Here is a 21,026-nt window from a genome sequence, read left to right on the forward strand (position 1 = left end):
GGCTCAGACGGCGTGGAGTTCGACGAAACCGGAATCGCCCAGCTGGGCGCGGAGCTTGGCCAGCGCGCGGCTGGACCGGGACCGGACGGCGCTCGAACTGGTCCGCAGGGCCTCCGCCGTCTGCTCGACGCTGAGGTCCTCCCAATACCTCAGGACGAGGACGGCCCTGTCCTTGCGCGGCAGCTCCGCGAGCGCCTTCAGGAGGACGACCCGCAGCGGCGAATCCACCACCGAGGGGGCCGGCTGATCCGGGAGCGTCGTGACCGGCCGCTCGGTGCTGCTCCTTCGCCGGCGGTGCGCCAGGTAGACGCGGACGAGGACCGCCCGGGCGTACGCCTCGGGTTGGTCGATGCACTTCCTGCGGTGCCACACCGTGTACATCCGGCTGAGAGTCTCTTGCACGAGGTCCTCGGCGAGATGAGTGTCACCGCCGGTCAGCAGGCACGCCGACCGGTAGAGCGCGGCGCTTCTCGCGACTGCGAAGTCCCGATACGCGTCCAGATCCCTCCGCCTCATCGGCCCCCCTCGTCTCCCCGTCGACTGCTCTTCACCTCGTAGATGCGCGAGGAGTGCCGACCTGTTGCACCGGCGGCTGTCCCTCTTTCGGGTCAACCGCCGGTGCGAGGGGTTCGGCTCGTGTGCCGGCCGACTTCCGCGTCAGCCTTCGAGCACGAGCGTGCGCCAGGCCTCGTCGGTGGCGATGCGCTGGAGCTCCTCGGGGCCGAGCGGTGCGGCCGCCCGCGTGGGCTCGGTCTCCCAGTCGGGGGCATTCAGCGCAGAGATGCTGAGGATCGTGCCGTCGGGGTAGGTGACGTCGACCCAGGCCAGGTCGTAGGGGTCGTCCTCACCCGTGGGCGGCCAGTCGCAGGCGCTGACCTCCGTGCCGTCGGGCAGGACGCTGTCCTCGCACTGCGGTCCCTCGTCCTCGCCCTCCTCCTCGGCCGAGGCCACGTCCTCCTCGGCGAAGGAGACGACCTCGGAGGAGAGTTCGCCCTCGGCCGCCTCGTCCGCGCCGTCTCCCGGCTCCTCGCCCTCGGGCCCGTACACGGTGATGTCGACCAGGCCCGGGCCCTGCCCGTCGTCGACCTGCAGCGTGGCGTAACCGGGCTCTTCCTCCTCACCGTCGGTGATCTGCATCCCCTCGGGGGCGACCTGCCGGAAGGTGTCGCGCAGCGCGGCGGGCGGTATGTCCGCGGAGGGCGTATCCTCCCCGTCGGACGGGGCGCCGTACTCCGCGTCCACCGCGTCGAAGACCTGCTGCCACACGGGGGCCTGCACGGCGGCGGCGAGCTGCTCGAAGTCGAGCAGCGGCTGGTACGTGTCCGGGTCCTCCCCATCGGTCAGGTCGTGGGCCTCCGTCAGGACGACGGCGCGCCCGCCCGGCTGGTCGAGGGAGGAGCCGCCGGGTCCCTCGACCCAGGCCTCCCACTCCAGCGTCTCCCCTCCGTCTTCCGGCCCGCCGAAGTCCCAGGTGACGAAGGACAGGATGCTCCCGTCGGCAAGCTCGGTCTGCTCGCAGGTGAAGCCTTCTTCCGGCTCGCCGAAGCCCTGGCAGCCGGCGATGTCGTGCCAATCGTCCGTCGCCCAGCGATTCAGGCTGAGCTGGAGGCTGGTGCCGCCCGAGCCGTCCTCCGCGACGAGGTAGGCGGAGGGCCACTCGCTGGTGTCCACGCCCTCGGCCTCGGCCTCGCTGTACGTGAGGGAGGAGGGCAGCAGCGCGGTCAGCGCGTCCAGCGTCTCCTCCGCGGTGCGCGGCACCTCGGCGCTGCCGTCGCTCTCGGCGGCGGAGGTCGGTGCGGCGGCCGCCATGGACGCCATCGCGGCCGTGACGATCGCCGCGGACAGCAGCGTCCGGCGCGTCCGGCGAATGCGGCGAGCCCGGCCGGCGCCGCGCTCCTCGGCCGCTCCCCCGTTGTCCGTCATCAGACTCTTTCCTTCTTCCATGCGTCGGCTCTCACCCCGTTGGTTCGTCGGCGAGCGGCGGCGCCTCGGCGTCACTCACTCGCCCCGTCACTTCTCCGATGCGCCGGGCCGCGAGGCATGTTGCAGCCGTGCCGAGAATTTTTTTGCGCGCCACCCCCGCGCGCTCGCCGTGGGCGTCCCGCGCGCTTCCCCCGCCCTCGCCGTGCCCCGGCCCTCCGGCCGTCCTCCGCCCGCCCCCTGCTCTCCGCCCCGCCCGCCGCACGCCCAGCCCCCGGTGCGCCGGGCTCCCTCCCCGGCCCGCCCGTCCCCACGTCCCCACGTCCCGGTCCGAAACGAGCGGCCGGGGCCTGCCGCGGAGTTGGTAGCCTGGCAGGAACGCCCGGTGAGCAGCGACCCGGGCCGAGCCCCAGGGGTCCTACCGCAGATGGATACTCTCGCCCTCGGTCCCAGCTGGATGGACCCGGAGCAGCTCATCGAGAGCTTCGGCCTGCTCGGCATCCTGATCGTGGTCTTCGCCGAGTCGGGACTGCTCATCGGCTTCTTCCTGCCGGGCGACTCGGTGCTGTTCACGGCGGGACTCCTGGTGTCCACCGACCAGTACCTGCACTACCCGCTGTGGCTGGTGGCGGTGCTGATCGTGGTCGCGGCCGTGCTCGGCGACCAGGTCGGCTACCTCTTCGGCCGCAGGGTCGGCCCCGCGCTCTTCAACCGGCCGGACTCCAGGCTCTTCAAGCAGGAGAACGTGGAGAAGGCCAAGGAGTTCTTCGACAAGCACGGCGCGCAGTCGCTGGTGCTGGCGCGTTTCGTGCCGATCGTGCGCACGTTCACGCCGATCATCGCGGGCGTCTGCGGGATGCCCTATCGCGCCTTCGTCACGTACAACGTGCTGGGCGGCGTGCTGTGGGGTGCGGGCGTGACGCTGCTGGGCGCGGCGCTCGGCAAGGTGGACTTCGTCTACGAGCACATCGAGCTGATGCTGGTCGGCATCGTGCTGCTCTCGGTGATCCCGATCGGCATCGAGTACCTGCGGGCGCGCCGCAACAACCGGCGTGGGGGCGACGGGCAGGCCGCCGCCTCCCGGCCCGCCTCGGGCCAGGGGCGGCACGCCAGGCGCTGAGGCGCCGGGCCGGCCCCGCTCACGGCCGTGGCGGGCCGATCAGGGCTGCGGGCCGATCAGGGCTGCGGCGCGGTCCCGCCCGCCTCCTGCTGCTGCGCCTGCGCGGGCTTGGCCGCGGTCTCGGCCGGCGGCGCCTGGATCGTCCGCGGCGGCTCCGGCTCGTCCCCGCGCGGCGGGGCCGCGGCGCTCTCGGCCCTCATGGCGGCGGTCTCGCTCTTGAGGATGCGGGCGGACTTGCCAAGCGATCTGGCGATGTCCGGCAGTCGCCGCGCGCCGAACACGATCAAAACGATGATCGCGATGAGCACGAGTTCCCTGACGCCGATGCGGCCCATGACTTTCACCTCCGTGGAACGCCTCGACACGTTCCGCAACGGGCGCGGCGGAAGAGCGCCCGACACAAGAAGAATAGGCAAGAGACGGGCTGGTGCCCATGGGGAAGCAGGTCCGGCTCTGTGCCGATGATCGCAGGAATATCCCGGACGAACCGGGGAACAGCGCAAAAACGAAGCCGCAATAAAAGATGACAATTATGACGACATAGGTAACACTCCGGCAATACGACGCGTAAATCCCATAGGCGGATACTCTTCCGCCGTGTCCGAACTCACCCTCGCCTCGGCGCTCGGATCCCCCACCCCGCGCCGGCCACCGTGCAGCCCGACCAGTCCGCGCCGCCCCAGGAAGCCGCGCGCCCCGCGCCGGAGCCGCTCGCGCCCCCGCGCACGCGCCGTTCCCTCCCCCACCCGCCCCCTCACACGCCCGCCCCTCTCCCCGCCCCCGCTGCCACCCCCTCCCGCGCCCGGGTGCGGCCGCGGGGGGCCACGGTGGCCGTGGTCGGCCTCGGCTACGTCGGCCTCCCCACGGCCCTCGCGCTGCGCGCCGCCGACCACCGGGTCATCGGCCTCGACAACCGCCCCGAGCGCCTCGCCGAGATCGAGCAGGGCCGGGCCGACCTGATTCCCGCCGACCGGGAGCGGCTGCGCGCCCACCGGGGGCGGCCCGCGTTCGAGCTCACCACCGACCCCGCGCGCCTCGGCGCCGCCGACGCCGTCCTCGTCTGCGTCCCGACCCCGGTCGACGCCCGCCTGGTGCCCGACCTGGGGGCGTTGCGCGCCGCCTGTGCCACCGTCGTGGAGCGCGCCGTCCCCGGCCAGACGCTGATCCTCACCTCCACCAGCTACGTGGGCACCACGCGCGACCTGCTGGTGAAGCCGCTCGCGGCCCGGGGGCTCGTGCCCTCACGCGACCTGTTCGTCGCCTTCGCGCCGGAGCGCATCGACCCCGGTCGCCCGGCGCACATGCAGCAGAACACGCCCCGGGTGGTGGGGGGCGTCGGCCGCTCCTGCGGGGAACGCGCCGCCGAGGTCCTGCGGGAGACCGCAGGCGGCGTGCGGCTGGTGGGCTCCGCGGAGGCCGCCGAGATGTGCAAGCTGCTGGAGAACACCTTCCGGGCGGTCAACATCGCGTTCGCCAACGAGTTCGCCACGGCCTGCGGGGCGCTCGGCCTCGACCCCGCCGAGGTCCTGGACGCCGCGGCCACCAAGCCGTTCGGCTTCATGCCCTTCGCGCCCGGGCCCGGGGCCGGCGGCCACTGCATTCCCTGCGATCCGCACTACCTGCTGTGGCAGTTGCGCGGCGGCCCCGTCTCCTGCCGGATCACCGAGGCCGCCATGAACGCGCTGGCCGAGCGCCCGCACCGGGTGGCCGAGCGCGCCCTGGAGACGCTCGCCGAGCACGGCGTGGCCCGCAGGGGCGCCCGGGTGCTGCTGCTGGGCGTGGCCTACAAGTCCGGCGTGGCCGACGTCCGCGAGTCCCCCGCGCTGACGATCATCGGCGCACTCGCCCGGGCGGGCGCCGAGGTGGCCTACTGCGATCCCCTGGTCCCCGCGCTGACCGTGGACGGGCGCCCGGTGCCCAGGGTGACGGACCCCGTTGCCTCCGAGTGGGACCTGGTCCTCGCGCACACGCTCCACCCGGGGCAGGACCTGGGCTGGCTGGACGGCACGGCCCCCGTGCTCGACGCCACGTACCGGCTGGCCGACCTCGCGCGCCGGAGCGTCGTATGAGGACCGCGGCCTCCCGGCGCTCCGCGGCGGGCAGGCTCCCGGCCCAGGCCGAGCCGCGGCCTGCGGCCCGCGGGGCCGGGGACACGCCCCCCGCGGCGACGCCCCCGGCCCGACGCCGGGCCGCGCTCGCGCTGGCCGCCGCGCCGCTGCTGCTGCTGATCGCCGCGCTGCCCAGGCTGGCCGGGGGGCCGGCGCCGCTGCTGGCCTACGGCGCGCTGGTGCTGACCATGACCTCGGCGCTGCTCGCCGTGGCGTACGGCTGGTACGACGACCCGGCCGAGCGCGTGATGCGGCGCCGCCCGGCCGGGCTGCACGCCTTCCCGGCGCTGCCCGAGCACCCGAGGACGAGCTTCCTGCTCGCCGTGAAGGACGAGCGGGAGGGCATCGAGGACTGCGTGCGCTCGATGGTGGCGAGCGACTGCCCGAACCTGCAGATCATCGTCGTGGACGACGGCTCGACCGACGGCACCCGCGAGGTGCTGCGCCGCCTGGCCGCAGAACTGCCCGTCGAGGTGCTGTTCCTGCGGCGGAACGTCGGCAAGAAGCGGGCGCTGGTCCGGGCGGCGCGGCGGGCCGAAGGGCAGGTGCTCGCGTTCACCGACTCGGACTGCGTGCTCGCCCCCGACGCGCTGCGGCGCTGCGTCCTGGCCCTGGTCCGCCATCCGGAACTGGGCGCGGTCAGCGGCCACGCCCGCGCCCGCAACGCCGAGGCCACCCTGCTCACCCGGGTCCAGGACGCCTGGTACGAGGGCCAGTTCCGCATCGCCAAGGCCGCCGAGTCCGCGGTCGGCGCGGTCACCTGCATCTCCGGGCCGCTGGCCGTCTTCCGGGCCGATGCGGTGCTCGACTACCTGCCGGCCTGGGCGGGGGACCGGTTCCTCGGGGCCGAGTTCCGCTTCGCCACCGACCGGCAGCTCACCGGCTACGTCCTGGGGCAGCGCTGGCGCGGCGCCCGGCTGAAGCGGCGCCACCCGGGCGCCCGTCCGGCCGGCGACCCCGGCCGCCCCGAACTGCCGTGGCGCACCGCCTACGTGGCCTCGGCCCGGGTGTGGACGACGGTGCCGGAGCGCCTGCGGCCCTTCCTGCGCCAGCAGGTGCGCTGGAAGAAGAGCTTCCTGCGCAACCTGTGCTTCTCCGGCGGTTTCATGTGGCGCCGCGGCCCGGTCGCCGCGCTGTTCTTCTACGGGCACGTGCTGCTCGTCCTCGCCGCCCCCGCGCTCGCCTTCCGGCACCTGCTGTGCGGGCCGGCCGGCGGACTGTGGCTGCCCGCCGTGCTCTACCTGGCCGGAATCCTGCTGAAGGGCGTCTTCTGGGGGCTGGCCTTCCGCCTCGACCATCCCGGCTCCACGCGCTGGCGGTACCGGCCGCTGATGAGCCTGCTGTCGGTCACGGTGCTGTCCTGGCTGCTGCCGTACGCCCTGCTCACCCTCAGGCGCGGGGTGTGGTCGCGGGGCGCCTCGTGAACCGTGTCCGCCCCCGGCGCGTACTGCGGGCGCTCCCGGCCGCGGCCCTGATCGGCCTGCTCTACCTCCTCGTTCTCACCCGGGGGCAGCCGGGCTCTCTCTGGCCGTTCGGCTGACGCCTTCCTTCGGCTGCTTTCCTTCGGCTCTCCCAGGGCTGCCCTGCGGCTCTTCTGCGGCCTTCCTTGGTCGTTCCCCTCCCCTGCTCCCGTCTCCTTCGCTTTCCCCCGTTTTCGCCGGCCGGCTCGGCCGGCCCGACCCGCGAGGAGTCCGTACGTGCGCCATGCACCCCGACGCCTGCTGTTCCCGCTGCTGCTCCTGCTCGCCGCGGGCGGCGCGCTCGCCTTCGGCCCGGCCCGGCACCGGGACACGCACACCGTCGTCAGCCTCACCTTCGACGACGGCGCCGCCGACCAGTTCGCGAACGCCAGGCCCGCGCTGCGCGCGCACCGGCTGCCCGCCACCTTCTACGTCAACAGCGGCCGGATCGGCAGGGAGGGCCACCTGACGGCCGGGCAGGTGCGCCAACTCGCCACCGAGGGCCACGAGATCGGCGGCCACACCCTCACACACGCCCGGCTGACCGAGCTGAGCCCGGCCGGGCAGCGGCGCGAGATCTGCGAGGACAGGTCGGCGCTGCTCGACCTCGGCCTCTCCCCGACGACCTTCGCCTACCCCTACGGCGCCGACACCGCGGAGGGCGCGCGCCTGGCCGCCGCGTGCGGCTACCAGGCGGCGCGCGACATCGGCGGCATCCGTTCGCCCCGCTCCTGCGCCTCCTGCGCCGCCGTCGAGACCTTCCCGCCGCGCGCCGTCTACGCCGTGCGCACGCCGGACTCGGCCGATGCGGAGACGACCCTCGCCGACCTCAAGCGGTACGTGACCCAGGCCGAGGAGGCGGGCGGCGGCTGGGTGCCGCTGGTCTTCCACCACGTGTGCGACCCCTGCGCGGGCGGGGCGGGGCGGCTGGCGGTCAGCCCCGGCACCCTGGAGAAGTTCCTCGCCTGGCTGCGCCCCCGCGCGCGACTCGGCACCAGGGTGGAGACCGTGGCCGACGCGCTGGCCGGCTGAGTCCCGGGGACGGCGCTCCCGGGGCGGCGACCCCGGACGGCGCCCCCCGGACGGCGCTCCCGGGGCGACCGCGCCGGCGCGAACCGCGCGATCGCCCCGGCGCGAACCGCGCGATCGCCCCGTCTCCCCTGTGCGCCCGCGCCCCCGGGCCTGCCTCAGGAGGCGCGCAACAGGGCGGCGTCCTCCCGCCACTTGAGGATCTTGTCGAAGGTGACGACCGCGCCGCCGCTGCCCGGCTGGTTCCCGAAGCGCACGCGGTCGCACAGCGCCTCGATCAGGCTCAGGCCGCGCCCGCCGAGCAGCAGCTCGCGGGGGCGCTCGACGCGTGGGATGACGCCGCCCGCCGGGAAGCCGGGGCCGCAGTCGGTGACCTCGATCCGGCACATGTCCCCGTAGATCGACGCCGTCACCCGGTAGACCTGGGAGCGGTCGCCGCCGTGGCGCACCGCGTTCGAGCAGGCCTCGGAGAGGGCGACGCACAGCTCGTGCGAGATGTCCTCCTCCACCCCTGCCGTTTCCATGGCGCCCGACAGCAGCCGGCGAGCGAGCGGAACACTGGCCGCTTCCCGGCGCAGTTGGAGAGACCACCAGATGCTCATGCTCCAGCCTCCTCGCCACGGCTCGACATATCTGTAGGTATTGCCTACCGGCGCTCCTCGTAAGCGTGCGATTGACCCAACACCCCCCGTTCGGCGGATGTATCAGTATGAATCGGGCCTTTTCTCGCATTTCTCCGCGCCACGGGGGTCGACCACGCCGGAAAGCACCACCCGCCGTGACGGGGCGGTGCCCGACCGGAGCCCTGGCGAGTGTCGGCCAGATGTACGACCCGCCATCCCCTCGGTCGCCTACCCGGTGAGATGATGGCGCAGCCATGCGTGCCGGAGCCGATCTGCGAGTGCTGCGTGCCGCGGTGTTCGCCGCGGCCTGCGCCGCGCTGGCCGCGGGCGGCCACCTGCTGGCCGGCGGCCCCGGCATCGCGCCCTGGGCCCTGGCCACCGGCTGGGCCGCGGCCTTCGCCGTGGCCGCGCCGCTCGCCGGCCGCGAACGCCGCTCGGCCCTCGCCCTGGCCGCCGCGCTGGCCGCCGGGCAGCTCGCCCTGCACTCCCTCTACACCCTGGGCCAGCGCGGGCACGCCATGGCCGACGCGGAGGCCGGGGTCCTCGGGCAGGCGCGGGCGCTGCTGTGCGGGGAGCACGGCAGGACCCTGAGCGTGGACCAGGCGACGCAGCTCGTCACCGACGCGGGGCTCACCCCGCACGACCCGGCGGGCGCGGCGGCCGCTCAGGCGCCCGCGCTGGCCGCCGCCCACGCCCTGCCGTCCTCCGGCGCGATGATCCTCGGCCACCTGCTGGCCGCGCTGGCCGCGGGCTGGCTGCTGCGCCGGGGCGAGGCCGCGCTGTGGCGGCTGATCAGGCTCTCCTCCCGCTGGTCGGCGCGCGGCGCCGCCTCGCTCGCGCCGTTGCGCAGCGCCCTGCGGCTGCTGCGGCTGCTCGGCGCCGGCGCGACCCCCTCCGGCGCGCCCACCGTGCGCCCCCCGCGCACCGGCCATCTCCCGCGCCGCGCCCTGCGCGCCGCGGCGCTCGCGCACGCCGTGATCCGGCGCGGCCCGCCCGTCTCGGCCCGGCCCGGCGTTCTTCTCGCGGCCTGACACACCTCCTCACAGCGCCAGGGGCGCACGAAAGGGGCGGGTGTGCCCTCGCCGCACGCCCGGCCCTCCCCTTTCGCACCCCCTTCACGACCGGTTCGCGAGCCGCTCGCGAGCCGTTCGCGATCCATCGGCGTTCCTTCACACCACATCGGAGTGTGTCCGCATGAACCGCATGCACCGCGCCCGCCTGGCCGCCTGCGCGACCGTGGCCGCCGCCACCGGCGCTCTCGTGCTCGCCACCGCCCCGACGGCCCTCGCGCACGTCACCATCGACCCGGACGAGGCCGAGCAGGGCGGCTACACCGTCATCAACGTCAAGGTCCCCAACGAGCGCGACAACGCCTCGACGATCAGCCTCGAACTGCACCTCGACCTCGACCACCCGCTGTCCTCCGTCATGCCGCAGCCGGTGCCCGGCTGGGACGTCGAGGTGGAGACCGCCCACCTCGACCAGCCCGTCGAGGTGCACGGCAGCGAGGTCTCCGAGGTGCCGAGCGTGATCACCTGGACCGGCGGCGAGATCTCCCCCGGCCAGTTCCAGCAGTTCCCGCTGTCCATCGGCCCGCTGCCCGAGGACGTCGACCACCTGGTGTTCAAGGCGATCCAGACCTACGACAACGACGAGGTCGTCCGCTGGATCGAGGAGCCGGCCGAGGGCGGCGAGGAGCCGGAGAACCCGGCGCCCGTGCTCCAGCTCGCCCCCGCGGCCGAGGAGTCGGAGGCCGCGAGCGGCGCCGGCGCGTCCGCGCCGGACTCCGCGGCCGCGGACGGCGAGGACACCGGGAGCGGCGAGGCGGCCGAGGCCGCGGACGACGAGGGTGGCAGCGACACCACCGCCCGCGTGCTCGGCGTGGCCGGAATCGTGGTCGGCGCCGCCGGCGTCGCCTTCGGCGTGCTGGCCGGGCGCCGCCGTTCCGGCGCCGGCGCGGCGGACGGCGGCGCCGCGAGCTGACCCGCACCCCCAGCACCGGAGACCGAACTGCCCGGCGGGGCGGGCGCGCACCTCGCCCGCCCGCCCCGCCTCCTCACCATCGGGAACACCTCATGCACTTGCGCAAGATCACCCTCACCGCCCTCGCCCTGGTCACCGCGGCCGCGCTCGCGGGCTGCGGCGGGGACGGCGAGGACACCGCGGACGCGGGCCAGTCCCCCGCCGCCCAGGTCGAGGGCGGCACGGCGCCCGACGAGGGGACGGTGCTCGACACCCCCTTCGACAAGCCGGACCTCGTGCTCACCGACACCAACGGCGAGTCCTACGACTTCGCCGAGCAGACCGCGGGGCACGCCACCCTGCTCTACTTCGGCTACACCAACTGCCCCGACGTCTGCCCGCTCACCATGAGCAACATCGCCACCGCCGCCCGGAGCCTCACCGCCGAGCAGCGCGCCGACCTGCGGGTCGTCTTCGTCACCACCGACCCGGAACGCGACACCCCGGAGTCCCTCGGCGCCTGGCTGCGCGCCCAGGGCCCCGACTTCACCGGCCTCACCGGGGACTTCGACACCATCCAGGCCGCCGCCCGTTCGCTCGGCGTCTACATCGAGCCCTCGTACACGGACGACAACGGCGACATCGTCTCCACCCACGGGACGCAGGTCCTCGCCTTCCTGCCCACCGACGACAAGGCACACGTCGTCTACACCGAGGGCGTCACCCAGGAGACCTTCGCCCGGGATCTGCCCAGGCTCCTGGAAGGAGAGCTCCCGTGACCCGGGCCAGGGCGGCGCTCGGCCTGGCCGCCGCGCTCCTGCTCGGCCCGGCCCTGGCCGGCTGCGCCTCCGACGCGGACGCCGCGGGCGGCGGCACCCCGGAGCTGACCGCCGAGGGGGCGTACATCCCGCGGCCGCCCACCGCCGAGCTGGCCGGGGGCTTCCTGACCATCGAGAACACGGGCGACGCCGACGACGCCCTCACCTCGGTCACCAGCGAGGCCGCGGACAGCGTCGAGATCCACACGACCGAGGGCGGCACCATGCACCAGGCCGACGCGCTGCTCGTGCCCGCGGGCGGCGAACTGCGCCTCGCACACGGCGGCAGCCACCTGATGATCATGGGCCTCGACAGCCGCCCGGCAGAGGGCGACACCGTGCCCATCCAGCTGCACTTCGAGAAGTCCCCCGCGATCAGCCTCGAGGTGCCCGTCCGACCCGCCACCTACACCGGGGAGTGACATCGCCATGACCACCCTTCGCCGTTCTCTGGCCGCGCTGCTCCTGGGGGCCGTGGCCGCGCTCGCCGCGCTGCTCGTGACGGCCGCCCCGGCCGCCGCCCACGCCACGCTCGCCGGCAGCACGCCAGGGGACGGCGAGGTGGTCGCCACCGCTCCGGAGCAGGTGACGCTCACCTTCTCCGAGCACGTCTCCGTGGCCGAGGGCGGCATACGCGTCCTCGGCCCCGAGGGCGAGGCCGCCGACACCGGGGAACTCGGCGGCGAGGGCGCCGAGCGCTCCGTGGCGCTGCGCCCCGGCCTGCCCGAGGGCACCTACACCGTCGCCTGGCAGGTGGTCTCCGCCGACAGCCACCCGATCTCGGGGGCGTTCACCTTCTCCATCGGCGCGCCCTCCGCCACCACGGTCGACGCCTCGTCCGTCGCGGCAAGCGGCGACGACGGGGCCGTCGGCCTCCTCTACGACATCGCCAGGTACGCCGCCTACGCCGGGTTCGTGCTGCTGGCCGGGCCCTGCGTCTTCGTCCTCTGCTGCTGGCCCGGGGCCGCCGGGCGGCAGGCGGTGCAGCGGGTGACCCTGACCGGCTGGACGGCGGCCACCGCCGCCACCCTGGCGCTGCTCCTGCTGCGCACGCCCTACACCGGCTCAGGCGACCTGGCGGACGCCTTCGACCTGGACGGGCTGCGGGACGTCGTCGGCACCAAGGAGGGCACCGCACTCGTCACGCGGCTGCTGATCCTGGCCGCCTCGGGGGCGTTCCTCGCGCTGCTGCACGGCAGCTGGGCCCGGCTGCGGACGCGGGTGGCGGCGCACGGGGCGGGGCGCGCGACCAGGGACCGCGCCGGGGCGGACGACGCACGGGACGAGGTACGGGACGAGGTACGGGGCGGGGAGCCGGACGACGCACGGGACGAGGAGCGGGGCGGGGAGCCGGGCACGGGATCGGACGACGCGCCGGACGACGTGCCGGCCGAGGCGGACGGCGAGGAGCCGGACGACGAGGCGGACGCCGACCGGCTGCGCGACTACACCTTCGGCCTCGCGCTCGGCGGCACCGTCCTGGCCGTGGGCATCGCCGCGACCTGGGCCATGGCGGAACACGCCTCCACCGGGCGGCAGACGGCGCTCGCCATCCCGGCCGACATCGTGCACCTGCTCTCCGTCGCCACCTGGCTCGGCGGGCTGGTCACCCTGCTCTCCCTGCTCCACGGCGCCCCGGCGACCCCGCCCGCCGCCGCGGTGCGCCGGTTCTCCGGGCTCGCCCTGGGCAGCGTCGCGGCCCTCGCGGCCACCGGGCTCTACCAGTCCTGGCGGCAGGTCGGCCTCTCCTGGTCGGCCCTCACCGGCACCTCCTACGGCAAGCTGCTGATCCTCAAGGTGGCACTGGTCGCCGGGGTGCTCGCCGTGGCCTTCTTCTCCCGCCGCCTGACCGCCCGCCTCGCCGACCCCGCGGCCACCACCGGGACCGGCGAGGCCGGCACGCCCGAGGCAGGCACGCCCGAGGCAGAACACGCGCCCGGGCGGCGGCCCGAGCCGGCCGCCGTCGCCGCGGCCGAGCGGGACCCGGGCGCGGGGCAGGGGCCGCGGCCGGTGGACGCGCAACGGGCCAGGCAGCTCGCCCGCCAGCGCGACGCCGCCCTGCGGGCCCGCCGCCAGAAGGCGCGGAACGCCGAGCCGGCCCGGGCCGCGCTGCGCCGTTCCGTCCTCGCCGAGGCGGCGGTGGCCGCGGTCGTCCTCGCCGTCACCACCGGCCTCACCAACACCACCCCCGCGCACACCGCGGCCGCGGCCGAGAACGCCGGCCCGTCCGGCTCGCACCGGGGAGCGCACGGCGAGGGGCACGAGGCGGGCCAGGAGCCTCCCACGCTGGAGATCCCGTACGACACCGGCGGCCCCGGCGGCCAGGGCACCGCGCACGTGGAGTTCTCCTCCGCGGGCACCGGGGAGAACACCCTCCACGTCTCGCTGACCGACCCCGCGGGACAGGTCACCGAGGTGGCCGAGATCCGGGTCGCCCTCTCCCTTCCCGCCGAGGACCTCGGCCCGCTGCGTTACCAGGCCCAGCGGGTGGACGCGGGCCACTGGGCCGTCACCGGCGTGCAGTTGCCGCGCCCCGGGGAGTGGGAGCTGGACCTGACCGTGCGGAGCTCGGACATCGACGAGGTGACCGAGACGGCGGAGTTCACGCTGGAGTGAACGCGCGCAGGCCAGGCCCACCCGACCCACCGACCCGCCCCACCGATCCCACGCACCGACCCGCCCCACCGATCCCACGCACCGACCCGCCCCACCGACCCGCCCCACCGATCCGACCACCGAACGAGCAAAGCGCGAAGTGATCCACGATGACTGAGCTCTCCCGCCGCCGCCTCCTCACCACCGCGGGCGCGACCGGCGCCGGCGGCCTCGCCCTCGGCACGACCGGCGGCGCCCTCGCCCACGCGGCCACCACCAGGGACCGTGGCCCCGGCCTGTCCACCGTCGGCTCCACCTCCGTGCCCTTCCACGGCACGCACCAGCCCGGCATCACCACCCCGATCCAGGCGCACGGGCACCTCGCCGCGTTCGACCTGGTGCCGGGGGCGGGACGGCGGCAGGCCGCCGGGCTGCTGCGCCGCTGGTCCACGCTCGCCGCCGACCTGATGGCGGGCGGCACCGCGGAGACCGACACCGGGGTGGCCAGGGACGCGGGACCCGCCTCCCTGACCGTCACCTTCGGCTTCGGCCGGGGCTTCTTCGACGCCACGGACCTCGCCCACGCCCGCCCGGCGGCGCTCGACCCGCTGCCGCAGTTCTCCAGCGACCACCTCGATCCCGAGCGTTCCGACGGCGATCTGTGGGTGCAGATCGGCGCCGACGACGGACTGGTCGCGTTCCAGGCGCTGCGCGTGCTCCAGCGTGCGGCCATCGAGTCGGGGGCGGCCCGGGTCCGCTGGCAGATGTCCGGCTTCAGTCGCAGCCCGGGCGCCACGGCCCGGCCGATGACCACCCGCAACCTGATGGGCCAGGTGGACGGCACCAACAACCCGCAGCCCTCGGACCCCGACTTCGACCGGCGGATCTTCGTGCCGGCCGGCGGCGAACCCGGCTGGATGGCGCACGGCTCCTACGCGGTGGTGCGCCGCATCCGGATGCTCCTCGACGACTGGGAGGCGCAGTCGCGCGCGGAGCAGGAGCGCGTGATAGGGCGCAGGAAGTCCGACGGAGCGCCGCTGACCGGGGAGGAGGAGACCAGCCCGGTGGACCTGGACGCGGTCGACGAGGCGGGGGACCCGGTGATTCCCGCCAACGCCCACATCCGGGTGACCTCGCCCGACACCAACGGCGGGGCGGCGATGCTGCGCAGGTCCTTCTCCTTCCACGACGGCTTCCGCGCGGACGGGGCGCCGGACGCCGGGCTGCTCTTCGTGTGCTGGCAGGCCGATCCGCTGAACGGCTTCGTGCCGGTGCAGCGGAAGCTGGACCGGGGCGACGCGCTGTCGGCGTACATCAGGCACGAGGCCAGCGCGCTGTTCGCGGTGCCGGGCGGCGCGGCCGAGGGCGAGTACGTGGGGCAGGCGCTGCTTGAGGGGTGAGGGGCGTGGGGCGGCGGCGCCGGGGGCGGGCCGCCCGGGGGCCGAGGCGAGAGGCGGCGGGGGCGCGCCGCGGGCTACCGTTGGCCGCATGACAGCTGCCAGCCGCTATGCGTACCTGGGCCCCGAGGGCACCTTCACCGAAGCCGCGCTCCGCTCCCTCCCGGAGGCGGCGACCCGCGAGCTGGTGCCGATGATCTCGGTGCCGGCCGCCCTCGACGCCGTCAGGTCGGGCTCGGCCGCGGGCGCGCTCGTGCCCATCGAGAACTCGGTCGAGGGCGGGGTCTCGGCCACCGTGGACGAGCTGGCCTCGGGCGAGCCGCTGATGATCTACCGCGAGGTGCTGCTGCCGATCGCCTTCGCGCTGCTGGTGCGTCCCGGCACGAAGATCGACGACGTGAAGACGGTGACGGGGCACCCGGTGGCGCAGCCGCAGGTGCGCGGCTGGCTGGAGCGTTTCCTGCCGGAGGCCCAGTGGGAGTCGGCGGCCTCGAACGCGGATGGGGCGCGGCTGGTGCAGGAGGGGCGGTACGACGCGGCCTTCGCGGGCGAGTTCGCCGCCCCGATCTACGGGCTTGAGCCGCTGGTCACCGACATCCACGACGCGCAGAACGCCACCACCCGCTTCGTGCTGACCGGGCGTCCGGCCAGGCCGGCGGCCCCGACCGGCGCGGACAAGACCTCGGTGGTGCTGTGGCTGCGGCTGGACCACCCGGGCGCGCTGCTCGAACTGCTGCAGGAGTTCGCGACCTGCGGCGTCAACCTCATGCGGATCGAGTCCCGGCCGACCGGCAAGGGCCTGGGGCAGTACTGCTTCTCCGTGGACTGCGAGGGCCACATCGCGGACCGGCGGGTGGGCGAGGCGCTGATGGGGCTGAAGCGGCTGTGCGCCGACGTGCGTTTCCTCGGCTCGTACCCGCGGGCGGACCAGGTGGCGCCCACGGTGCGGACTGGCACCGCGGACGAGGACTTCCTGACGGCCGCGGACTGGCTGACGCGGTGCCTGGACGGGCGGCTCGGGCCCAGCGAACGCTGAGGGCGGGGCCGGCCGAACGCCGAACGGGCCGGCCGCATGCTGAAGGGGGCCGCGGAACGCCGGGGGCCGGTCCCGGCGAACGCCGCGGGGCGGGGCCGCGGGGGCGTTGCGGAGGGGCCCGGACGCCTGCCGGGGGAGGGCGGCGCCCCGGCCTGTGGATTGTCCGCAGAGTTATCCACAGGCGGCCCTCCGTGCCTGGGGATAAGTCGACACGCCCGCCGGGGAATCTTCCGGGCAATGTCGACCTATCCCCAGGGTGGGCGCGAAGGGCCGCACAGCGGAGCGAATCGGAAGTCGTCACCCGAATCGCGGCCGATAACTCTCCGGAGTGAGGTAATTCTCTTCGGATTCGCTCATAAGAGAGTGTGAGCCGACGCCTGAGGGGGAACTGTACGGCCTTCACCGAACGGCCGGAATCTACCCCCGACGGATATCCACAGGCCGAGCGAAGCGCCTGTGGATAACCCGGTGGACAGTCCCGCTGACCTGTGGATTCCCTCCTCAGACCTATGTCGCAAAAGGGGCAAAAAGCCTCCCTTGCCCATGCGCTGCCTCCCGCCCCGAAGGCGCCGGTAGCCTGGTGCCGTGATTGACCTCCGGCTGCTTCGCGAAGACCCCGACCGAGTACGCGCCTCGCAGCGCGCCCGCGGAGAGGACGTCGGCCTCGTCGACGCGCTGCTCTCCGCGGACGAGCGGCGCCGGGCCTCCGGCCTCAGGTTCGACGAGCTGCGCGCCGAGCAGAAGCAGCTGGGCAAGCGCATCCCGCGGGCCGCGGGCGAGGAGAAGGCCGCCCTGCTGGCCCGCGCCGGGGAGCTCGCCACCGCGGTCAAGGCGGCGGACGCCGAGCGGGACGCGGCCGCCGCGCAGGCCCAGGAGCTGCTGCTGCGGCTGGGCAACCTGGTCCACCCCAAGGCGCCGGTCGGCGGCGAGGAGGACTTCGCCGTCCGGGAGACGCTCGGCACCCCCCGGGACTTCGCCGCCGAGGGCTTCGAGCCCAGGGACCACCTCGAACTCGGCCGGCTCCTGGGCGCGATCGACACCGAGCGCGGCGCCAAGGTCTCGGGATCGCGCTTCTACTACCTGACGGGCGTCGGCGCCCTCCTCGAACTCGCCCTGGTCAACGCGGCCGTCGCCCAGGCCACCGCGGCCGGGTTCACCCCGATGCTCACCCCGGCCCTGGTCAAGCCGCGCGCCATGGAGGGCACCGGCTTCCTCGGCCAGGCCGAGCAGGACGTCTACCACCTGGAGAAGGACGACTTCTACCTGGTGGGCACCTCCGAGGTGCCGCTCGCCGGCTACCACATGGACGAGATCCTGGACGCGGACCGGCTGCCGCTGCGGTACGCGGGCTTCTCGCCCTGCTTCCGGCGCGAGGCCGGCTCGTACGGGAAGGACACCAGGGGCATCTTCCGGGTCCACCAGTTCGACAAGGTGGAGATGTTCTCCTACGTCGCCCCCGAGGAGGCGGAGGCCGAGCACGAGCGGCTGCTCGCCTGGGAGAAGGAGTGGCTGACCTCGCTCGAACTGCCCTTCAGGGTCGTCGAGTTGGCCAGCGGCGACCTGGGGGCCTCGGCGGCGAGGAAGTTCGACTGCGAGGCGTGGATTCCCACCCAGGGCAAGTACCGCGAGCTGACCTCCACCTCGAACTGCACCGAGTTCCAGTCCAGGCGCCTGCAGATCAGGATGCGCGGCAAGGACGGCACCGTCCGCCCGGTGGCCACGCTGAACGGCACGCTGTGCGCCGTCACGCGCGCCATCGTCGCCCTGCTGGAGAACCACCAGCGGCCCGACGGCTCCGTGCACGTCCCCGAGGTGCTGCGCCCCTACCTGGGCGGGCGCGCGCTGCTGGAACCGGTGACGAAGTGACCCGGGGCGACGTGGCCGGGGGCGACGTGACCTGGGCCGACGTGGGCGGCGCCGCGGCGGCCCGGCGGTGAGCGGGCCCAGCCTCCCGCACCGCTTCCCCTACCGGCTGGTCGCCACCGATCTCGACGGCACGCTGCTGCGCAGCGACCACACCATCTCGCAGCGCACCAGGGACGCGCTCGCCGCCGCGCAGGCGGCGGGCGCCGAGCACATCGTGGTCACCGGCCGCAGCGTGGTGTGGACCCGGCACATCCTGGACCAGCTCGGCTACGTGGGCCTCGCGGTCTGCGCCCAGGGGGCGGAGCTGTACCACGCGGGCGAACACCGCCTGCTGACCTCGGTCACCCTGGACCGCGCGCTCGCCGGGTCGGCCGTCGCCACCCTGGAGTCGGCGATCGGCCCGCTGTACCTGGCCGTCAACCGCGACGGCCTCGACGGGGACGTCGTGATGGAGCCGGAGTTCCACGCGGTGGCCGGCGGCACCTACGGCGCCGGGGAGGCCGGCGCCCCGCGCCCGGTGCGGGCGCGGGGGCGTGCGGAGCTCTTCGCCGAGCCGATCAGCAAGGTGTACCTGCTCCACCCCGGCCTCACCACCGACGAACTCGCCACCGCCGCCAGGGCCAGGATCGGGGACCGCGTCGGCATCGTCGTCTCGGGCGAGCACCTGGTCGAGATGCTGCCCCTCGGCCTGACGAAGGCGACCGGCCTCTCGCTGGCCGCCCGGCGCCTCGGGGTGCGCGGCTCCCAGGCCGTCGCCTTCGGCGACATGCCCAACGACATCCCGATGCTGACCTGGGCGGCGCACGGCGTGGCGATGGCCGGCGCGCACCCCGAACTGCGCGCGGTGGCCGACGAGGTCACCACGAGCAACGACGCGGACGGCATCGCGGAGGTCCTGGAACGGCTGCTGCGCCCCGTCCTGGACTGAGCAGGACCGGGCCGGGCGCACCCCGGGGCGGCCCTGTCCGCAGGCGGTGCACATCCGCCCGCCCCGCGGCCGCCGCCCCGCAGCCGCCGCCCGGCGCGCGCCGCCAACCGGCCCCGCCGTGGCCACCTTTCCGGCACCCGCGGCCGGCCCGCTGCTCACCCGCCCGGCCCCCGGCCGTCGTTGCCCGGCCGTGCCCGCGTCACCGGCCTCCTCCAGGGTGCTCCCGAGCCGTGGACTACGTCTACGGCAGCAGCGCCCCGGGCACCGGCTGGTGCTACCTGCATCCGGGGCCCGCGGACTCCTGGGCCGGGCGGCGCGCCCACACCTTCACGCTGCGCTTCCTGCCGGACGAGGCGCCCGCGGCCGACCTGGGCTTCGCGCCGTGGCTGACCGACACGCACGCGCCCCTGCCCGGCACCGCCGACCTGGCGCTCAACGGCACCCTCGTGGAGACGCTCGCCTTCGCCGGGGGCGCGACCAAGGGCTCCCTGGCGGGGTACCCCACCGCGCCGGGCAGCCCGCTGAAGCCCTCCTTCCACGAACTCCCGCTGCCCGCCGCGGCGTTCATCGCGAGCGAGAACGTGCTGACGCCGGCCGAGACGCGGGGCTCCCGGCACGCCCACGACGCGATCGGGGTGTTCGCGCCGGCCGGGTAGGCTGCGCCGGGCACCGGGCCCGGCGGTTTCCCGAGGTGGGGAACCGCCGGGCCCTTTCGTGTAACGGAACGGGCGGCGCCGGACATTGCCAGGCATGGAAGCACAACAGGCCGAGGAGTTCGACCGGCTCTTCCGGTCGACCTTTCGCCGGGTGTTGGCCTACTGCCTGCGCCGGACCGGCGAGCCCGCCGCGCACGACGCGGCGGCCGAGGTGTACGCGGTGGCCTGGCGCCGCCGCAGGCACCTGCCGCGGGACGAGCACGACGCGGCCCTGTGGCTGCTGGGCGTCGCCAGGAAGGTGCTGGCCAACCAGGCCCGCGGCCAGCGGCGCTGGACGCGGCTCCTGCTGCGGGCCGCGGAGCGGGCCGAGGCGCCCGAGCCCGGCGGGGCCGCGCCCGGCGCGCCCGACCTGACCGCGGCGCTGGCCGGACTGTCCGCCACCGACCAGGAGTTGCTGCGGCTGGCCTACTGGGACGACCTGCCGAACGCCGACATCGCCACCGTGCTCGGCATTTCGGCCGGAGCCGTCGCCACCCGGCTGCACCGGGCCAGGGAACGCCTGCGCCCGCTGCTGACCACGCCCCGCCACGACACGAAGGATCTGGAACATGCCGAATGACGAGGGGAACGACCGGCTCGCCGCCCTGCTGCGGGCGCACGACCCGGTGCGGGAGGACGAACTGCCAAGCGCCGGGGACCCGGTGGGACTGCGAGTGCTGGACCGGGCCCGCAGGCGCTCGCGGCGGGCGCGGACCCGGCGCCTGGTGCTGGTGCCCGCGGCGACCCTGGCCATGACGGGCGCCACCGCCGGGGCCTACGCCTGGGTCTCGGCGCCCGGGCAGCCCACCAACTCGGCGCAGCTGACCTGCGTGACGCCGACCTCCCAGGTGGGCGTCGAGTTCTACGCCTCGGAGGGGACGCCGGCGGACCTGTGCCGCGACATGTGGCAGTACTACGCGGACGGGCCGGCGCCCGAGTCGCTGACCGCCTGCGTCGAGGCGGACAGGTGGAACTCGATCTACGTGTACGAGGGAGACGCGGCGGAGTGCGCAAGGCACGGCCAGGAGCCGTACACGGGTGTGTCCGACGAGCAGTACCGGTTCTCCGCGTTCCGCGCGGAGCTGGAGGAGGCCGACGCCGGTTGCGTGTCGGCCGAGGAACTGCGGGCGAAGGCCGAGGAGTTGCTGGCCGAACACGGCCTCGGCGGCTGGACGGTGGAGACGGAGCCCGTCGGCGCGTCGCCGCTCTCGGGGCCCTGCGAGATGGTCACCGGCTTCGACGAGGAGACACGGACCGTCTCCCTGGCCCCGTGGGGGGACCCTCTTTCGCCCGGCGACGAGGCGTCGGCCGACGTGACGGTGCCGGCCGAGAACGGCGCGCTGCGGCCGGCGAACTGAACTCCGGCAGGGTGGAGTTATCCACAGGTGTGGGGGAACGAGGGCGTCTCCGATAGCTGCCGGGGCGTCACAAGGGCGGCTCGGGCGGCCTTTTCCTCCCCGCCTGTGGAT

General features: G+C 74.8%; 20 protein-coding genes. 16 read left to right on the forward strand and 4 right to left on the reverse strand.

All coding sequences use genetic code 11. The features are described 5' to 3' along the window. Positions 1-3: 3 nt before the first annotated feature. Both D7294_RS25810 and D7294_RS32080 read right to left on the reverse strand, forming a co-directional pair. On the reverse strand, positions 4-516 hold the full coding sequence (locus D7294_RS25810; RefSeq protein WP_120683883.1) for a SigE family RNA polymerase sigma factor: 513 nt from the start codon (positions 514-516) through the stop codon (positions 4-6). A 141-nt stretch (positions 517-657) separates the two neighbouring features. Further along, on the reverse strand, positions 658-1,923 hold the full coding sequence (locus D7294_RS32080) for a hypothetical protein (RefSeq protein ID WP_158674694.1): 1,266 nt from the start codon (positions 1,921-1,923) through the stop codon (positions 658-660). Between the two features lie 424 nt (positions 1,924-2,347). Between D7294_RS32080 and D7294_RS25820 the strand changes: the two genes are divergently transcribed. After that, positions 2,348-3,040, forward strand: a complete 693-nt coding sequence (locus D7294_RS25820; RefSeq protein WP_120683885.1) for a DedA family protein — start codon at positions 2,348-2,350, stop codon at positions 3,038-3,040. Positions 3,041-3,096: 56 nt separating this feature from the next. Here D7294_RS25820 and tatA read toward each other — a convergent pair whose 3' ends face one another. Next, on the reverse strand, positions 3,097-3,375 hold the full coding sequence (gene tatA / locus D7294_RS25825) for a Sec-independent protein translocase subunit TatA (RefSeq protein WP_120683887.1): 279 nt from the start codon (positions 3,373-3,375) through the stop codon (positions 3,097-3,099). A gap of 492 nt (positions 3,376-3,867) precedes the next feature. Here tatA and D7294_RS25830 point away from each other — a divergent pair, with 492 nt between their 5' ends. From D7294_RS25830 to D7294_RS25840, 3 genes are all read left to right on the forward strand, one after another. Further along, positions 3,868-5,109 carry a nucleotide sugar dehydrogenase gene (locus D7294_RS25830; protein WP_241562621.1) on the forward strand — a complete coding sequence of 414 codons (1,242 nt, stop codon included), beginning with the start codon at positions 3,868-3,870 and terminating at the stop codon, positions 5,107-5,109. Then, on the forward strand, positions 5,106-6,572 hold the full coding sequence (locus D7294_RS25835; RefSeq protein WP_120683891.1) for a glycosyltransferase family 2 protein: 1,467 nt from the start codon (positions 5,106-5,108) through the stop codon (positions 6,570-6,572). Before D7294_RS25830 ends, D7294_RS25835 begins: the two co-directional genes overlap by 4 nt. A 273-nt stretch (positions 6,573-6,845) precedes the next feature. Then, the gene (locus D7294_RS25840; RefSeq protein ID WP_120683893.1) at positions 6,846-7,640 is read left to right on the forward strand and encodes a polysaccharide deacetylase family protein; all 795 of its coding nucleotides are present in this window, start codon (positions 6,846-6,848) and stop codon (positions 7,638-7,640) included. A gap of 155 nt (positions 7,641-7,795) precedes the next feature. Here D7294_RS25840 and D7294_RS25845 read toward each other — a convergent pair whose 3' ends face one another. Further along, complete coding sequence (locus D7294_RS25845) at positions 7,796-8,239, reverse strand: ATP-binding protein (RefSeq protein WP_120683894.1); 444 nt, start codon at positions 8,237-8,239, stop codon at positions 7,796-7,798. 275 nt (positions 8,240-8,514) lie between these two features. Here D7294_RS25845 and D7294_RS25850 point away from each other — a divergent pair, with 275 nt between their 5' ends. The 12 genes from D7294_RS25850 to D7294_RS25905 all read left to right on the forward strand — a co-directional run bounded on the left by D7294_RS25850 (position 8,515) and on the right by D7294_RS25905 (position 20,915). Next, positions 8,515-9,291: a hypothetical protein gene (locus D7294_RS25850; protein WP_120683896.1), complete on the forward strand. Its 777-nt coding sequence runs from the start codon at positions 8,515-8,517 to the stop codon at positions 9,289-9,291. A 172-nt stretch (positions 9,292-9,463) separates the two neighbouring features. Beyond that, complete coding sequence (locus D7294_RS25855; RefSeq protein ID WP_120683997.1) at positions 9,464-10,243, forward strand: YcnI family copper-binding membrane protein; 780 nt, start codon at positions 9,464-9,466, stop codon at positions 10,241-10,243. Positions 10,244-10,335: 92 nt separating this feature from the next. After that, complete coding sequence (locus D7294_RS25860) at positions 10,336-11,001, forward strand: SCO family protein (protein WP_120683900.1); 666 nt, start codon at positions 10,336-10,338, stop codon at positions 10,999-11,001. Continuing rightward, positions 10,998-11,462: a copper chaperone PCu(A)C gene (locus tag D7294_RS25865; RefSeq protein ID WP_120683902.1), complete on the forward strand. Its 465-nt coding sequence runs from the start codon at positions 10,998-11,000 to the stop codon at positions 11,460-11,462. The genes D7294_RS25860 and D7294_RS25865 overlap by 4 nt, the downstream gene beginning before the upstream one ends. 7 nt (positions 11,463-11,469) lie before the next feature. Beyond that, positions 11,470-13,656, forward strand: a complete 2,187-nt coding sequence (locus tag D7294_RS25870; protein WP_120683904.1) for a copper resistance CopC/CopD family protein — start codon at positions 11,470-11,472, stop codon at positions 13,654-13,656. Positions 13,657-13,805: 149 nt separating this feature from the next. Next, complete coding sequence (gene efeB / locus D7294_RS25875) at positions 13,806-15,035, forward strand: iron uptake transporter deferrochelatase/peroxidase subunit (protein ID WP_120683906.1); 1,230 nt, start codon at positions 13,806-13,808, stop codon at positions 15,033-15,035. An 88-nt stretch (positions 15,036-15,123) separates the two neighbouring features. Further along, positions 15,124-16,068, forward strand: a complete 945-nt coding sequence (pheA, locus tag D7294_RS25880; protein ID WP_120683908.1) for a prephenate dehydratase — start codon at positions 15,124-15,126, stop codon at positions 16,066-16,068. A gap of 585 nt (positions 16,069-16,653) precedes the next feature. After that, positions 16,654-17,934, forward strand: coding sequence for a serine--tRNA ligase (gene serS, locus D7294_RS25885; protein ID WP_120683910.1), 1,281 nt, complete (start codon positions 16,654-16,656; stop codon positions 17,932-17,934). Between the two features lie 67 nt (positions 17,935-18,001). Further along, positions 18,002-18,862 carry an HAD family hydrolase gene (locus D7294_RS25890; protein WP_120683912.1) on the forward strand — a complete coding sequence of 287 codons (861 nt, stop codon included), beginning with the start codon at positions 18,002-18,004 and terminating at the stop codon, positions 18,860-18,862. Between the two features lie 230 nt (positions 18,863-19,092). After that, on the forward strand, positions 19,093-19,518 hold the full coding sequence (locus tag D7294_RS25895; RefSeq protein WP_120683914.1) for a hypothetical protein: 426 nt from the start codon (positions 19,093-19,095) through the stop codon (positions 19,516-19,518). A gap of 94 nt (positions 19,519-19,612) precedes the next feature. Further along, positions 19,613-20,137, forward strand: coding sequence for an RNA polymerase sigma factor (locus D7294_RS25900; protein ID WP_120683916.1), 525 nt, complete (start codon positions 19,613-19,615; stop codon positions 20,135-20,137). Beyond that, positions 20,127-20,915: a hypothetical protein gene (locus tag D7294_RS25905; protein WP_120683918.1), complete on the forward strand. Its 789-nt coding sequence runs from the start codon at positions 20,127-20,129 to the stop codon at positions 20,913-20,915. The genes D7294_RS25900 and D7294_RS25905 overlap by 11 nt, the downstream gene beginning before the upstream one ends. The last annotated feature ends 111 nt before the right edge of the window (positions 20,916-21,026 follow it).

The organism is Streptomyces hoynatensis (genome assembly GCF_003626535.1).
Classification (GTDB): Bacteria; Actinomycetota; Actinomycetes; order Streptomycetales; family Streptomycetaceae; genus Streptomyces; species Streptomyces hoynatensis.